Origin of the sequence: Guptibacillus hwajinpoensis, assembly GCF_020524165.1 — a bacterium.
In the GTDB taxonomy this organism is placed as follows: domain Bacteria; phylum Bacillota; class Bacilli; order Bacillales; family Guptibacillaceae; genus Guptibacillus; species Guptibacillus hwajinpoensis_D.
On record NZ_JAIVKU010000004.1, the window covers coordinates 306,459 to 320,946 of the forward strand.

Genomic DNA, 14,488 nt, shown 5'->3' on the forward strand with positions numbered 1-14,488 from the left:
GATTAGTAAACTGAAAAGGAGGAATGATTCATGCATACCATCTCAGGACATCATCACATCTCGATGATTACAAAAAATGCAAGTCAAAATAATCACTTTTATCGGCATGTACTTGGTTTGCGTCGTGTCAAAATGACAGTAAACCAAGATGATCCATCAATGTACCACTTATTTTATGGAGATAAAACGGGTAGCCCAGGTACAGAATTATCATTTTTTGAAATCCCATTAGTAGGTAATACTTATCGCGGTACAAATGCGATAACGAGAATCGGATTATTGGTCCCTACAGAGGAAAGTCTATTATTCTGGAAAGCACGTTTTGAGGAACATAGTGTACTACATGGAGAAATCACGACTTATGCAACTCATCCAGCTTTGGAATTTGAAGATACGGAAGGTTTACAGATGGTATTGCTTGTTTCTAACGGAGCAAAAGTAGGGCATTGGCAAGCATGGGATAAATCCGAGATTCCGGTGGAACACCAAATTCAAGGAATGGGTTCCGTGGAAATGAAGGTACGAAGACTTGATGAACTTAGGGAAACACTGACAGAAATGTTCGGCTATACAGAGATAAGTCGTACGGATCATGAAGCTATTTTTCAGTCTATCAAAGGAGAGGTTTTTGGTGAAATCATTGTAAGGCAAGTAGACGGTCCAACAGAAAGGCCAGGTCGTGGAAGTATTCATCATTTGGCCATTCGTGTAAAAAACGAAGAGGAGCTTATCTTTTGGGAAGAGCAAGTACGAGCGCGTGGCTTCCAATCATCTGGCATAGTGGATCGCTTTTACTTTAAGAGCTTATATTTCCGTGAATCAAACGGAATTTTATTTGAAATTGCAACAGATGGTCCAGGTTTTACGGTTGACGGAGAGATAGAACATTTAGGAGAAAATCTTGATTTACCACCATTCTTAGAAGAACGTCGTAAAGAAATTGAAGAAAAGCTGAACCCCATTGAGGAGCATGAATGAACCAACGAACAGTATTACTAAAAAATTGAATGTCTAGGAGGAAAATAATATGAATCATCTTAAAGGTATGCACCACGTAACAGCTATCACAAGTAGCGCAGAAAAGAACTATGAATTTTTTACTTATGTATTAGGAATGCGTTTAGTTAAAAAAACAGTTAATCAAGATGATATTCAAACCTATCATTTATTTTTTGCCGATGATAAAGGTAGTGCAGGCACTGACATGACGTTCTTTGACTTCCCAGGTATCCCGAAAGGTACACACGGTACAAATGAAATTTATAAAACGTCATTCCGTGTACCAACTGATGCAGCATTAGAATATTGGATGAAACGTTTTGATAAATATGATGTCAAGCATGAAGGTATTACAGAACTATTCGATAAAAAGATATTATCCTTCGTCGACTTTGACGACCAGCAATACATGCTTATTTCAGATGAATACAATGAAGGAGTAGCTTCAGGAATACCCTGGCAAAAAGGTCCTGTGCCACTTGAATTCGCGATTACAGGTCTTGGTCCCATACATGTTCGAATTGCGCAGTTCGATTATTTTAAAGAAGTATTAGAAAAAGTTATGCTGTTCCGTGAAATTGCAAAAGACAAGACCATTCACTTATTTGAAGTGGGTGAAGGTGGTAACGGTGCACAAGTGATCGTGGAGCATTGTACTGATTTGCCACAGGGACAACAGGGATATGGTACGGTCCACCATGCAGCCTTCCGAGTAGAAGATACAGCTGTATTACATGAATGGATTGAACGAATGAACAGCTTTGGTCTTCCTACATCAGGTTATGTAGATCGTTTCTTTTTTGAATCCTTATATTCCCGTGTTGCAAATGGTATTTTATTCGAACTTGCAACAGATGGTCCAGGTTTTATGGGAGACGAATCTTATGAAACACTTGGAGAAAAATTATCTTTGCCCCCATTCTTAGAGCCTAAACGTGCAGAAATAGAAAAATCGGTTCGCCCAATTGATACGGTGCGAAGTACGAAGACCTTCATTAAGGAATAAAGGATATGGTGAAGGTTATCTAAAAGGAGACCTTTCGAAAATCTAAATATTCAGAGTAATAGTGTCGTATGTCCGCAACGAAGGAGATTTTCCCATTAGTCAAATGAAAAATAGGGACATTTGATTTTCCTAAAGATGAAGTGAAGGCTATTGCAGTTTGAAATTCTGAAAAGAACCCACAAATCGTATAAAAAAAATCCCCCCTCAACCTAGTTGAAGGGGGATAAGTTCTTTATGAGAGTTCACGATGAATATGGCATTGAAGTAGGAAAACCAGCTAACTTTATCGTGTTAGATGCAAAAGATTCTTATGAAGCCATTCGTGAGCGTGCAGATGTACTTGCCTCAGTCCGTAATGGGAACTTTCTGTTCAAACGTGAACCACAAAAAAATGAAGTCGAAATCGATTTCTTAAGACAATAATTGACCTCTTTCCATTTGGGTAATGCTAGTTCTGTAACGAGCATGATGTGTTTAGAGCCGGCAAATACTATTATAATTGCGTGGATCTGGTTAAATGAAAAGCCGAGTACGTTGTCTCTCATAGGGGGATAGTTACAAATGTACTGACAGATAAGTTATTATCAGATGGTAAATACTACAATACAATATTGATGGGGAGATTTAACTCATTATTAAGATGAATATCTTAATATCGAGTCTTCCACAATCTCGGAGCGTTTACTGAAAAAGCAGACCCTTTTGTTCAAGTAAAGGGAAGGATAGTTCAATAAGGTTATTGTTCCATTCAACAAGAATATATATAATATCGACTTGAAACTAATATGAGGTGGAGTAAAGTGGAAAAATGAGTGATATTTGACTTTGAACTTGAGTTTACTAATGGCGGTGGGGGTTACAGGGACAGGACTTTCGACTTGATATTAATGGGGATGACATTACCGATGAAGAGTTAGGGAAGTATATCGTAAAGGATATGAGGTTGCTAATGGTTGGAGAAGTTAAGATACTCCTTACGGTGCAGCTGCCAATAGGCGACTATTTTTCTTACTTATTAACAGGCATTGTTGAACAAGAACCAACTTTTTCACAAACTCCTGCATTTTACAAGAAAGAATGCATTTCACATGATGAACAATCCACTTTTTTACGTTTAGAGGATACTCAGATTCTTTATTGAATATAAATTCAATATTAAAACTATACACTTATTCTAATATAAGGGAGGTTTTTTATTGAAAATTGAAGGAGTTTGGCTACCGATAATAACCCCTTTTCACAATGGAAGAGTTGATATTGAATCATATTCAAAATTAGTTGAACACTATGTAAATCAGGGGATATCAGGATTAATTCCATTAGCTACAACAGGTGAAAGTCCTGCGATTGAGGAAGCTGAATTTGAAATGGTGCTTGATAAAACACTTGAAGTAGTAAACGGACGTATTCCCGTTTTCGTCGGTCACGGAGGAAATTACACAAAAAAGGTAATCAAACAATTAAAAGTAGTAGAAAAATATAAAGTAGATGGCATATTGTCTGTTTCACCATATTACAACCTGCCGAGCCAAGAGGGAATTTACAATCATTTTTTACAAATTTCCGAAGCAACTGATTTAAAAATAATAATTTATAACGTTCCTTATCGGACAGGACGGAACATTGATAATGAAACCGTTTATAAATTAGCAGAATGTCAAAATATTATAGGAATTAAAGATTCTGGCGGAAACTTGAAGCAATCCTTAGAATTACTTATGAATCCCATAGAAGGCTTTTCTAATCTAACAGGTGAAGATGCTTCTTATTTCCACCACTTAACTTTAGGTGGTGCAGGTGGAATTTTAGCTTCTTCTCATTTAAGCACAAGTGACTTCTTGGATATTTTTAACATGATTCATGAAAACCATCATAATCAAGCATTAAAAGTATGGAAAAGTGTATATCCGATAACGTCTTTGCTGTTTCAGGAGACAAATCCAGCACCTTTAAAGTATATTCTTTATAAAAAAGGTTTGATTCAATCTCCCGAAACCAGATTACCCGTTACAGGGACGACCAAAGAATTGAATAAGAAATTAGATACATTGATTTCTTCCTATTAAACTTTATTAATAATATGTGGCGGGATATAAAAATTATGGCTCGTTAATGTTGACTATATTATTGAGCCATATTTGGCTATTCAACAATCTCGGAGCGAAAGCTGAAGATCGTATTAATAGTCTCCAGCTATTCCTTTTTCAAGCAATGGGCAAGGTAATGGAATAGAAGAGTAATTAAAAAGATAACTTTTCTATTCTAAATGATAGAACTAGTAGATAAACATGGCATTTGGGGGAGAATTGTGAAGAGGTTAAAGCGAAATCTCAAAAGGTTTTTTATATTTTTATTTATTTTAATTGCTTTTATGTATCTAAATAACACATCGTTATTCACAACAGAGAGCAATAGAGAGCCTTTATTGCTGGCTCACCGTGGAGTGGCACAGACCTTTCATATGGAAGGAATTACGGGTGAAACGTGTACCGCGGAAAGAATATACGCGCCTGAACATCCATTTATAGAAAATACAATTCCTTCAATGGAAGCGGCGTTTAAGGCTGGTGCAGATGTTGTTGAGTTTGATATTCAACCCACAAAAGACGGAGAGTTTGCTGTTTTTCATGATTGGACACTAGAGTGTAGAACTGATGGCGAAGGAATAACGAGAGAACACACAATGCAGGAACTAAAACAATTAGATGCTGGTTATGGCTATACGGCTGATAACGGAGAAACGTATCCATTCCGTGGTAAAGGAATAGGGATGATCCCTTCACTTGAAGAAGTTCTCTCGCATTTTCCAGAGCAGTCCTTTTTAATACATATCAAAAGTGGTGACCCGACTGAAGGGGAGCAATTGTCTGAATATCTCACTAGCTTTCCAGATAGTAGGTTAAAAGAACTTACAGTTTATGGTGACGACAAGCCGATTGCTTCTTTGAAAGAAAAACTACCTGAACTTCGTGTCATGTCAAAAGATACGATGAAAAGTTGCCTGCTTCCTTATATAGCAGTTGGGTGGACAGGATATGTACCGGCAGAGTGCGGAAACACACAAGTGCACATTCCAGAAAAAATCGCTCCATATATATGGGGATTTCCAAACAAATTAATAACAAGATTAGAGGATGTGAATACAAGATTCATTCTCGTTGCGGGTGATGGTGGATGGTCGGAAGGTTTTGATAACAAGCAAGACTTAGAACGCCTTCCCGTAAACTACACAGGGGGTATATGGACTAATCGAATTGATATGATAGCCCCTATTTTAGAAGAGTAAATAGGTTTATCAAGGTATCTTGATTTCGAATCTTCAACAAACTCGGAGCTTATCTTTAATCGGATAAGCTTTTTTCTATATTAAAAAGATTGAGTAATCCACACTAGTTTGAAATAATTGGTAGTGGATAGTAGGAGAAAATCACAATGAATACTAAAGGGGATATACATATGAAAAAAGTTTTGGTTTTTATTACGGATGGCTTTGCCGATTGGGAAGCAAGTTATGTGACTGCTGAATTAAATAAACCAGGAACGGGCTATGAAGTACAGACAATTGCGATTGATAAGGATCCTAAAATCTCAATGGGTGGATTAAAGATCCTACCAGATTATAGCTTACAAGACTTCTCTCTTAATTTAGAATTAGCGATGCTGATTATACCTGGTGGAACGGGGTGGAGAGAAGAGAAAAACCATCAGGCAAAGAAGCTTGTAGATTATTGTATTGGAAAGGATATTCCAGTAGCAGCCATTTGTGATGCAACTACTTTTTTAGGAGAATACGGATATCTTGATCATCATAAACATACAGGGAATTCATTGGCTTATTTAAAAGAAGGAGCACCTCATTATCGAGGTGACGAAAATTACATAAACGAACAATCTATCAGTGATGGCTGTATAATTACAGCTAATGGAAGTGGAGCACTAGAATTTTCAAGAGATATATTAAGTAAACTGGATGTCCTGAAAAGTGAAGAACTAAGAGAATGGTATGGCTTATTTAAGAATGGTTTTATTAAAAGATGATGGCAAGTATGGAAGTATCTAGAGAAGGAATTGGGATGAGCCCCATCCTTATTTTATTTATAGTTTTATGTTTTTACTTTACATTCATATTTTTTGAAGCCTTGCGTAAAGGTGATGAACGTATAATTAAGCAATCAAAATTTGCAGCGATCATTTGTATGGCGATTGCGTTGATTAATGGGACTATTTATTAAGCAGTAGCCCGCAATAACTATTTGCTTAATGTTCCATTATCTCAAAGCGATCGTTGAGAAAGGAGCGAAAAATGAAAGAACCCTTTTATACAGGTATATTACTTTATCCTAGATTTAGTGAATATGAGCTTTCTGTACTATTATCGGTATTGAAACAAGGTGGAAAACAAACTATATTTCTGGGGTTGAACAGTCATCCTATAAGAGGAGAAGCTAGCTATTATCCTTTGAAAGAATATATGGAGTCAGATGGTAGTTTAAAAGAAAGAGGGAAAATGATTCGTTTTTATCATGATTCGAGTGCTCATCGGCAATCAAACGCATGAACTAAAAATATCAGAAACGGAGCATAGCAAATGAACTCATTAAATTCCGTGGTTTCCATAGCTAGAGAGCTTGTCCGATCAAAATCTTTCTCATGCGAAGCAGCCTTTCTAGCTGGAAGTGTTGTCAGAGGGGAGGGGACCCCTACATCGGATCTTGATATTGTCGTTTTTGATTCATCTGTAACTGCGTCATATCGTGAAAGCTTTTTCTATGAAGGATGGCCGATCGAATGGTATGTTCATAATTTAGAAAGCTATCATGCCTTCTATGAAAGTGACTGCGCCCGGGCGAAACCATCTCTTCCTAAAATGGTTTCAGAAGGAATTGTTCTTTACGATAAAGGGAAGGCATCGGTGCTACAGGATGAGGCGAAAAGCCTTTTGAAAAAAGGGCCGTTACAATGGGGAGATAAAGAAATTGAGCTAAAACGCTATTTCCTAACAGATGTCTTAGAAGATTTTATTGGCGCTACTGATCGTGGAGAAGAAATGTGCTGTGCAGCTGCACTTGTTGAACAAGTTCACGAATTTATTCTACGCACAAACGGTCAGTGGGTTGGCTCTTCCAAATGGATCGTCCGTGCACTTAAAAACTATGACCAAAACTTAGCAGCAAGGTTTGTCCGAGCTTTCGATCATTATTACAAAACAGGCGAAAAGGAAGACGTGATTTCGTTTGTTGAGGACGCTTTACAGCCATACGGAGGTCGATTATTTGATGGATTTTCATTAGGGAAGTAGTCCTATCGCCTCTTAGAAATAAAAGGTGATAGTGCGTTGTAATAGGATGATATCGTCATTATACTTCATTTTACCCTTATTAAGGTATAATATGGATATCCATAAGAGGAAAGCCCACTTACTCCTAATGTTTTAAAGGTTGAGATAATAGGATAAATAGATTCATTTCTTATATAAGAAATGTGTGAAAAAATGCGCATGTTTCTACGATCTCCTATTCAACCCTTGAATTCATAATCGATCCTTCTCCTATGTTATGATCAGGATAATAGAATTATCATGTAGGAGGTTACGATTTGAAAGGATTTAATCTTATAACCTTCCTTTTTATCATAGGAATCGGTATTCTCATTATCAATTTCAAGGACGATCTCGAAGGAATGTTTATTCATAAAGATGTTCCCTTACCTACAGCGCTTCATCCAATAGTTAGCGAAGCAAGAGATACGTTAATGAAGCAAGCAGCCGATAAGGGCATTGAGATTGTGATTACGGCTGGCCACCGGACAAAAGAAGAACAGGATGCTCTTTATAAAAAAGGACGGTCAACTGAAGGACAAGTCGTTACAAATGTTGCAGGAGGCGGTTCTTATCATAATTATGGCCTTGCGATCGATTTTGCATTGCAGTTAGACGATGGAGATGTTGTATGGGATATGAAGCGGGATGATAACGAGAATGGGAAATCAGATTGGATGGAAGTAGTCGCCATAGCAAAAGATCTTGGTTTTGATTGGGGCGGAGATTGGAGTAGTTTTAAAGATTATCCTCACTTTCAAATGGATTTTGGTTTAACGATGCGTCAATTAAAAAATGGTCAAAGACCTGATGAAAGTGAATATGCGACAAACTAGTTTGAGAGGATTCTATTATGAGAACCAGAAAAGCTGTAGGGGCCATTGTGACACACAATAAGCGCTTTTTAATCGTTCACAAAGTTGCAATCAACACCAGGGCGGGGACAGAGCTTCAGAATGGGTCATGGGATTTTGTGAAAGGTGGCATAAAGGACGAAGATAAAACAGTCGAAGCTGCTATTAGAAGAGAGCTATTAGAAGAAACGGGATCAGTCGCTTACTTGTTAAAGAAGCGATTCCATGACACCATCTCATTTTCTTTTCCAGAAACGATTCAAAAGAAAATCGGTTACCATCGCCAGACCACCTCAATGTTTCATTTCGAATATATTGGCGACGGGAATGATCTTGAATCAAATGACAGAGAAATTGATCAGATCCAATTTGTTTATAAACCAGCGTTATTGAACCTTATAGCACACGAGGAATCAAAAGAATTCTTCATTAGAAATGGTAGCCAGATTATCCATGAAAAATAAATAAAATATTTTTTTAAAAAGTGGTTTAGTTATTTTAAGAAGGGGTAAATTTAAACTAACATAATTTTCCCCCTTTTGTACCGTCCGTTTAATCGGGCGGTACTTTTTTTACATAGTAGCTTTAATAAAGGAAAGGTAAATAAAGCATTCGCATTGTTTAATAGTGTAACCCCATAGTAAATCGAATTCTTGAAAATTTAAACAATTACCGATAGGATAAGAGCAGCAAACCAACAAAGGGGAAGTAGACGAACTGATTCAATTTTCTTCTCGTTCGCCTATTGGATAGGAGAATACCATGTGGAATACTAGGCTGTTTCAGCATATTTACGTTTTTTATTTATTCGTTTTTTTGTTAGATGTTATCAATCTTTTTTGGTCAAATGCGTCTCTTTATATGACGATTGGCCTAATGGCGATGGTCATGATCGTTATTAATTTCAGAGAAGCAGATCGCGTTTTTAAGATACTTGGCGTGATTCTGTTAAGTGCAGGGGGCTTTTTTTATTTCTCAAGCGATGTCCCTATCATGAAAATCCCAACCTTTTTTGCCGGAAATATCGGTTTGCTTTTTCTTTTATCCATGCTCCCCTGGATGAATAGCGTTGTCAAAGCAGGAAGATATAATAAGCTGTTGCAAACATTACTCGGAGGCAATGTGAAGAGAATGGGAGATTTGTACGTAAGGGGAGAAGCTACGATGGTTTCGCTTGCTGCGTTTTTGAATTTATCATCCGCAACCATTTCTCAAGATCTGCTAAAAAACCAATTAAAAAATTCCCAAACAACTATAAGAAATCGTTTTATCGTAATGTCGACTTTAAGAGGTTATTCCCTTGCGTTACTATGGAGTCCTCTTGAGATTTTACTAGCGACATCGATTTTTATTACAAATGCGAATTATTTAGAAGTATTGCCATGGATGCTGCTTGTTGCCTTACTAGGCTTTGCTTTTGATTCTATTATTGGAAAAGTTACTTTTCGAAACGAAGTGGTAGAAGAGATTGTCACGTCTACAAAACTGGGAAAAAGTAGTAAGAAGAAGTTAAGGGAATTTATTGTGGCGTTAGTATTATTTTTAGTGGTTGTTGTTTTTCTCACCAATGTGATGAAATTCAACTTTTTATTTGCCGTTACGATCGCTCTGTTTCCCTTTGCTTTTAGTTGGGCATTATTGTTAAATCGAAAAAGGAGCTTCTTTCATATCGGCTGGTCCAACTGGAAAAGGCAAACAAACCATTTACATAATTTCATTGTCCTGCTACTAACACTCTCTTTTTTCACAACTACGTTAAATGCTTCTCCATACTTACAATACCTGCAGGATCCTCTTGTAGCGCTCGAGGGACATCAAGTTTACATTATGTTCTTCATTCAAGCGATGTTTTTGGTAATGACTTTATTAGGAGTGCATCCCATTGCGACAATGGGGATCTTTGGCGGAGTGAGTGAGCTACTGTTAAGCGCTTTTCCTTCTGTTACATTAACAATCTTACTTGCCAGTAGCGCAATCGCTACTGTACCATCAGCTCCTTATGGGTTGATCGTTACGCTAACGTCAGTATCTTTGAAAATGAACCCGTATAAAATTGTCTTAAAAAACATTCCTTATAGTGTAATGTGTGGCTTTATTGGCGTATTAATCGCATACTGCACTTTATTTCTTTATTAAAAGTTTCGGGAGGCGTGTGATGGAATATCAAGAGCAGTTTGTTCAATCCGTTCGTTTTTATTTTCAGGAAGAAGGAGAGGAGTGGATACAAGAGTTACCAGAGCTCATTCACTACTGTGAACAAAATTGGTCGCTGAAAATGGAGGATCCTTATTCTCTCTCGATCAACTATGTGGCACCAGCTAAACGAGAGAGTGGAAAAGAAGTTGTGGTAAAACTAAGTATACCAGGAACAGAGTTTCTTGATGAACTGGAATCATTAAGCTTATTTAATCATCATGGAATGGTTCAAGTCATTGACTTTAATATAGAAAAAGGCATTATCATTTTAGAAAAATTATCTCCTGGTTATACGCTTGCGACAGTAGAAAACGACGAGCTAGCATGTCGTATAGCTGCAGGAGTACTTAAGAAGTTATCTATTTCTGCTCCAAGTAACACCCGGATTCAAACAACAGCTATAAGAGAAGAATCGCTTCGAGCTACTTTAGTGCAGAATGAAGAAGGATATGGCCCCCTTTCTTCGCACGTCCTTAGAACTTCACTAAGCCTTTTTACAAAACTGAATCAATCAATCGTTCATTACAAGTTACTACATGGAGATTTTCATCACTATAATGTGCTTGCTTCAGGAAACGCTTGGACTGCGATTGATCCAAAAGGATTATTAGGGGAAGTTGAATATGATTTGATTCAATTTCTTTTGAATCGGCTTCCGGAGAAAGACGTCTATGATGTAACCAAAAACCGAGTAGACATCTTAACAAATGAGCTTAATCTTAATAAAGAGCGATTACTACTCTGGGGCTATTGTCATACCGTACTGGCGACGTCATGGAGTGTAGAAGGTAGTGACTATAGTAAGCCTTTTTATCAAATGATTGAGATCTTTGAGAGGATGTATAAAGAAGCATATGGAAAAGAAGTAGCTCAATATACGATGTGAAGTAAATGATACAAATTTAAAAATCTCGGAGCGCATCAGCGCTCCGAGATTTTATTCTACCCTTATCATTTTTTAGGTTTAAATGGCCACCAGATACCATTTCCAAATGAAACGACAACAGCAGGGATAAGAAGAGGTAGAACAATTAGACCGTAAAGAAGCAATCCAGTAATCACAATCGTAGCAATTTGCATTAAGCTCAGTACACCAGAAGGCATCATGGCACCAAATGTTCCCGCTAATATAATCGCAGCAGTGATGACAACTGTGCCCATTTTAGCCATAGACCGATGCATGGCTTCCATAATGCCAATCGAAGCTTCTTCGTTAAAGCGGTCGAGTAGGAAGATGGAATAATCCACGCCAAGCGCAATGAGCATGACAAATCCAAAGAATGGAACAGCCCATGTAATCCCATCATAGCCTAGTAGATTAATAAAGATTAATTCAGAAATCGCAATCGATGTAAAGTACGTAAGCAAAAGCGATCCAATCATCACAATCGGCATGATCATAGAGCGGAATAGAATGGTTAGAATAATAAACAAACCGACAAGCATGATGATCACTGTTCTTGTAAAATCACTCGTTGAAATGTCTGATAAGTCGCTATTAATACTTGAAACCCCGCTATAAGCAACCGTTGCTTCTTCAAGAGGTGTTCCGTCAATTGAACGGGAGACGGTCTCTTTTATTTCACGTACGGTTTGAATGGCCTCAGTTGAATAAGGATCTTCTTTTAAGATCACTTCAAGCGTAACGGCCTTTTGTTCATCGAACGCATAACGCTCAATAGCTGGTTCAAAATCTTCATTATCAAGCGTTCCTTTTGGAATGAAAACGCCCGTGTCACGAAGGGCGTTCGAATCACCCATATTGGTAACCAAATCTGCTGCGTCCTGTAAGCCGTTCTTGATTTCATTCAGTCCATCAATTGATGACCCAACACCTTTCGATAGATCTGAAATCCCACCGCCTAGTTCAGAAACCTGACCTGACTGACTTTGTAGATCGGAAGAGGCACCTGCAAGCCCTTGTTGAATTTGGCCAAGCTGCTGTTGAACCTGACCGAGCTGCTCTGACGCCGCAGCTACATTTTGTGATTGTTGAAGACCTTGTGAAATGGAACCTAGCTGATCATTCACTTGCCCTAATCCGTTTACTGCTTCTTCCAGTCCTCCGGCATTACCACCAGAAGGGATCTGGCCGCTAATTTGATCCAATCCATTTTGAACTTCCGTTAATCCATTTTGAACCTCATTAATTCCGTTCGTCGCTTCATTTAAGCCGTCGCCCACTTGTGAAAGCTGTGAATCGACATAGAAGTCATCAATCACATCTCCCGCTGGTCTAGTAATCGACCTAACAGAAGCTACATCTTCATTTTTCTCAATGTCTTTGCTAATTGTTTCGATATAAGGAAGCAATTCTTCTGTCACAATCGCTTTATCTTGCTGAAGAATGATTTTTACAGGAAGTGAATCCCCCTTACCAAACCCTTCTTCAATCGCATCTAGCCCTTTAACAGATTCATAGTCACTACCAATCTCATTTACAGTATTAAACGACAGTTGATCGTCGTATGTGAAAAGGAGTGGAACCATAATAACAGCAACTACGACCATCGACCAAATCGGTTTGTTAATAGAGAAACGACCGAACCTGGTCCATAGTTTACTATCTTTGTGAGACGCTGATTTTTTAGATGGCCAGAACAGTTTATCTTTTAGTAGCGCCATAAAGAATGGGACAATTGTAAATAAAACAAGCATTAAGACGGCAATTCCAACAGCAACCCCAACCGCAGATTTAAAGATTGGGAAGTCGGCAAAGCCAATCGCCGCAAAACCAATGAAAACGGCTAATCCACTTATTAATAGCGTTCGCCCGGCTGTTTTGTACGTATTTACGATCGCATCTTCTACTGAATGTCCTTCCGTTAATTCTTCTTTATACCTGCTAAGGAGAAGGATACAATAGTCTGTTCCAATGCCGAATAAGACGGCAACTAAGAAAATTTGTGTATAGTTGGATACTGGGAAGCCAATCCAATCAATCAGAAACGCAACAATTGATTGGCTAAGTAGATAAGTTACACCTACAGCGAGCAGTGGAATAAATGGTGTTGTAATGGAACGGAAAACAGCAAGAAGTAGTATGAAGATTAAAGCAACCGTAATGATTTCGGTACGCTCAAGTCCTTTTTGAGCACTTTCATTTACATCGTGATTAATGATGGCCTCTCCCGTAAGATAAGCGGTTGTATCATCTGGAACTAGATCTTCACGAATATGATTTGCGAGGTCATTCACTTCTTCATCCGTTCCGTCTACTGTGATGGGTAGAAGAACAGTTTGCTTATCTTCAGAAACAAGTTGTTCCGTCATTTCTTCACTTTCAAAAGGATCGAGAACATCTTTGATAATGGTATCTTCCTCATCAAGCTCTTGTGCGAGAGAAGAAACCGTTTTTTTTGCTTTATCTTCGACGGGTTGATTATAAGTGAAAACAAGAGAGAGCGTTTCATCTCCTGCACCAGCTTCCTCAAGTATGTCCGCTGCTACTTTCGAATCAGCGTTTTCAGGGAGTTGAAATGTCCCTGCATCCTCAGCCTGCTTTGTAAGATTTGGAGATAAGATAAATAAAGCAGCAGTTAGCACAATAAGTGCAATAGCAATTGGCCATTTGAATTTTAATATTTGTCTCATTTTGCATCTCCTTCTGTTTTTAAAATTGAACTTAACTTACGAAATATCCGTAAGAATTCATCTATCTCTTTTTCATGAAAATCATTTAATACAATGTTTTCAACATGTTCATAAATGACTTCGTTAAATGTAGTAACAACATCATTTCCTTTTTGGGTAAGTGTGATGGACTTGCCTCTTAAATCCTCTATAGAATCAACTGTCTTTACAAGTCCTTTCGTTTCAAGCTTTTTGTAACGATTGGAAATAGCGCTTTTGTGCACGCCTTGTAATGAAGCGAGTTTACTTGGAGAGATACAGCCAGATTTCGATATGATTTGAAGCATCTGAAGCTGTTCAGAAGAATACTCTTCAAATAGTTGATGCTCAAAAGAACGAATAATTCGTTCAGTTCCATACATAATCACTTCTTCAAAAAGCTCAACGGCTTCACATAATTTCTTCTTCATTCGTATACCTCCGGTAGTTTATCCTCTAAACATTATTAGTTTACCCCCTAAACAATGAGGAATGCAATGATTA

The 14,488-nt window shown here is 37.8% G+C and carries 15 protein-coding genes and 1 pseudogene; 14 read left to right on the forward strand and 2 right to left on the reverse strand.

Annotation, left to right across the window (positions count from 1 at the left end):
• Window positions 1-30: 30 nt before the first annotated feature.
• From LC090_RS08635 to LC090_RS08695, 14 genes and pseudogenes are all read left to right on the forward strand, one after another.
• Window positions 31-978: a ring-cleaving dioxygenase gene (locus LC090_RS08635; RefSeq protein ID WP_226657181.1), complete on the forward strand. Its 948-nt coding sequence runs from the start codon at window positions 31-33 to the stop codon at window positions 976-978.
• Between the two features lie 49 nt (window positions 979-1,027).
• Entirely contained in the window at window positions 1,028-2,005 is a 978-nt protein-coding gene (locus tag LC090_RS08640) for a ring-cleaving dioxygenase (RefSeq protein WP_226657183.1), read from the forward strand.
• 234 nt (window positions 2,006-2,239) lie between these two features.
• The gene (locus LC090_RS08645; RefSeq protein WP_226657185.1) at window positions 2,240-2,428 is read left to right on the forward strand and encodes a hypothetical protein; all 189 of its coding nucleotides are present in this window, start codon (window positions 2,240-2,242) and stop codon (window positions 2,426-2,428) included.
• 389 nt (window positions 2,429-2,817) lie between these two features.
• Window positions 2,818-2,978, forward strand: a pseudogene (locus tag LC090_RS22135) (cyclase); the annotation flags it as partial.
• Window positions 2,955-3,146: a hypothetical protein gene (locus LC090_RS08650; RefSeq protein WP_226657188.1), complete on the forward strand. Its 192-nt coding sequence runs from the start codon at window positions 2,955-2,957 to the stop codon at window positions 3,144-3,146. The pseudogene LC090_RS22135 and the gene LC090_RS08650, both read left to right, overlap by 24 nt.
• A 55-nt stretch (window positions 3,147-3,201) precedes the next feature.
• Window positions 3,202-4,071: a 4-hydroxy-tetrahydrodipicolinate synthase gene (dapA, locus tag LC090_RS08655; protein ID WP_226657190.1), complete on the forward strand. Its 870-nt coding sequence runs from the start codon at window positions 3,202-3,204 to the stop codon at window positions 4,069-4,071.
• 242 nt (window positions 4,072-4,313) lie between these two features.
• Window positions 4,314-5,291, forward strand: a complete 978-nt coding sequence (locus LC090_RS08660; protein ID WP_226657192.1) for a glycerophosphodiester phosphodiesterase family protein — start codon at window positions 4,314-4,316, stop codon at window positions 5,289-5,291.
• A gap of 170 nt (window positions 5,292-5,461) precedes the next feature.
• Window positions 5,462-6,043: a type 1 glutamine amidotransferase family protein gene (locus LC090_RS08665; protein ID WP_226658425.1), complete on the forward strand. Its 582-nt coding sequence runs from the start codon at window positions 5,462-5,464 to the stop codon at window positions 6,041-6,043.
• 265 nt (window positions 6,044-6,308) lie between these two features.
• Window positions 6,309-6,563: a hypothetical protein gene (locus LC090_RS08670; RefSeq protein ID WP_425590642.1), complete on the forward strand. Its 255-nt coding sequence runs from the start codon at window positions 6,309-6,311 to the stop codon at window positions 6,561-6,563.
• A gap of 30 nt (window positions 6,564-6,593) precedes the next feature.
• Complete coding sequence (locus LC090_RS08675; protein WP_226657194.1) at window positions 6,594-7,304, forward strand: nucleotidyltransferase domain-containing protein; 711 nt, start codon at window positions 6,594-6,596, stop codon at window positions 7,302-7,304.
• A 296-nt stretch (window positions 7,305-7,600) separates the two neighbouring features.
• Window positions 7,601-8,158 (forward strand): M15 family metallopeptidase, encoded by a 558-nt coding sequence (locus tag LC090_RS08680; protein WP_255648068.1) that lies wholly within the window; start codon window positions 7,601-7,603, stop codon window positions 8,156-8,158.
• 17 nt (window positions 8,159-8,175) lie between these two features.
• Window positions 8,176-8,640, forward strand: coding sequence for an NUDIX hydrolase (locus tag LC090_RS08685; protein WP_226657196.1), 465 nt, complete (start codon window positions 8,176-8,178; stop codon window positions 8,638-8,640).
• 298 nt (window positions 8,641-8,938) lie between these two features.
• A complete protein-coding gene (locus LC090_RS08690) occupies window positions 8,939-10,312 on the forward strand; it encodes a hypothetical protein (protein WP_226657198.1) in 1,374 nt (457 codons plus the stop codon).
• 19 nt (window positions 10,313-10,331) lie between these two features.
• Complete coding sequence (locus LC090_RS08695) at window positions 10,332-11,258, forward strand: aminoglycoside phosphotransferase family protein (protein WP_226657200.1); 927 nt, start codon at window positions 10,332-10,334, stop codon at window positions 11,256-11,258.
• A 65-nt stretch (window positions 11,259-11,323) separates the two neighbouring features.
• Here LC090_RS08695 and LC090_RS08700 read toward each other — a convergent pair whose 3' ends face one another.
• Together LC090_RS08700 and LC090_RS08705 are read right to left on the reverse strand one after the other, a co-directional pair.
• A complete protein-coding gene (locus LC090_RS08700; protein WP_226657202.1) occupies window positions 11,324-13,966 on the reverse strand; it encodes an MMPL family transporter in 2,643 nt (880 codons plus the stop codon).
• The gene (locus LC090_RS08705) at window positions 13,963-14,415 is read right to left on the reverse strand and encodes a MarR family winged helix-turn-helix transcriptional regulator (protein WP_226657204.1); all 453 of its coding nucleotides are present in this window, start codon (window positions 14,413-14,415) and stop codon (window positions 13,963-13,965) included. Before LC090_RS08705 ends, LC090_RS08700 begins: the two co-directional genes overlap by 4 nt.
• Between the last annotated feature and the right edge of the window lie 73 nt (window positions 14,416-14,488).

Bases quoted from the DNA above. Each gene is read 5' to 3' on its own strand.
- LC090_RS08695 (WP_226657200.1), top strand. From the start codon at position 10,332: ATGGAATATCAAGAGCAGTTTGTTCAATCCGTTCGTTTTTATTTTCAG.
- LC090_RS08685 (WP_226657196.1), top strand. From the start codon at position 8,176: ATGAGAACCAGAAAAGCTGTAGGGGCCATTGTGACACACAATAAGCGC.
- LC090_RS08705 (WP_226657204.1), bottom strand. From the start codon at position 14,415: ATGAAGAAGAAATTATGTGAAGCCGTTGAGCTTTTTGAAGAAGTGATT.
- LC090_RS08645 (WP_226657185.1), top strand. From the start codon at position 2,240: ATGAGAGTTCACGATGAATATGGCATTGAAGTAGGAAAACCAGCTAAC.
- LC090_RS08675 (WP_226657194.1), top strand. From the start codon at position 6,594: ATGAACTCATTAAATTCCGTGGTTTCCATAGCTAGAGAGCTTGTCCGA.
- LC090_RS08635 (WP_226657181.1), top strand. From the start codon at position 31: ATGCATACCATCTCAGGACATCATCACATCTCGATGATTACAAAAAAT.
- LC090_RS08670 (WP_425590642.1), top strand. From the start codon at position 6,309: ATGAAAGAACCCTTTTATACAGGTATATTACTTTATCCTAGATTTAGT.
- LC090_RS08700 (WP_226657202.1), bottom strand. From the start codon at position 13,966: ATGAGACAAATATTAAAATTCAAATGGCCAATTGCTATTGCACTTATT.
- LC090_RS08690 (WP_226657198.1), top strand. From the start codon at position 8,939: ATGTGGAATACTAGGCTGTTTCAGCATATTTACGTTTTTTATTTATTC.
- LC090_RS08650 (WP_226657188.1), top strand. From the start codon at position 2,955: ATGGTTGGAGAAGTTAAGATACTCCTTACGGTGCAGCTGCCAATAGGC.
- LC090_RS08640 (WP_226657183.1), top strand. From the start codon at position 1,028: ATGAATCATCTTAAAGGTATGCACCACGTAACAGCTATCACAAGTAGC.
- LC090_RS08665 (WP_226658425.1), top strand. From the start codon at position 5,462: ATGAAAAAAGTTTTGGTTTTTATTACGGATGGCTTTGCCGATTGGGAA.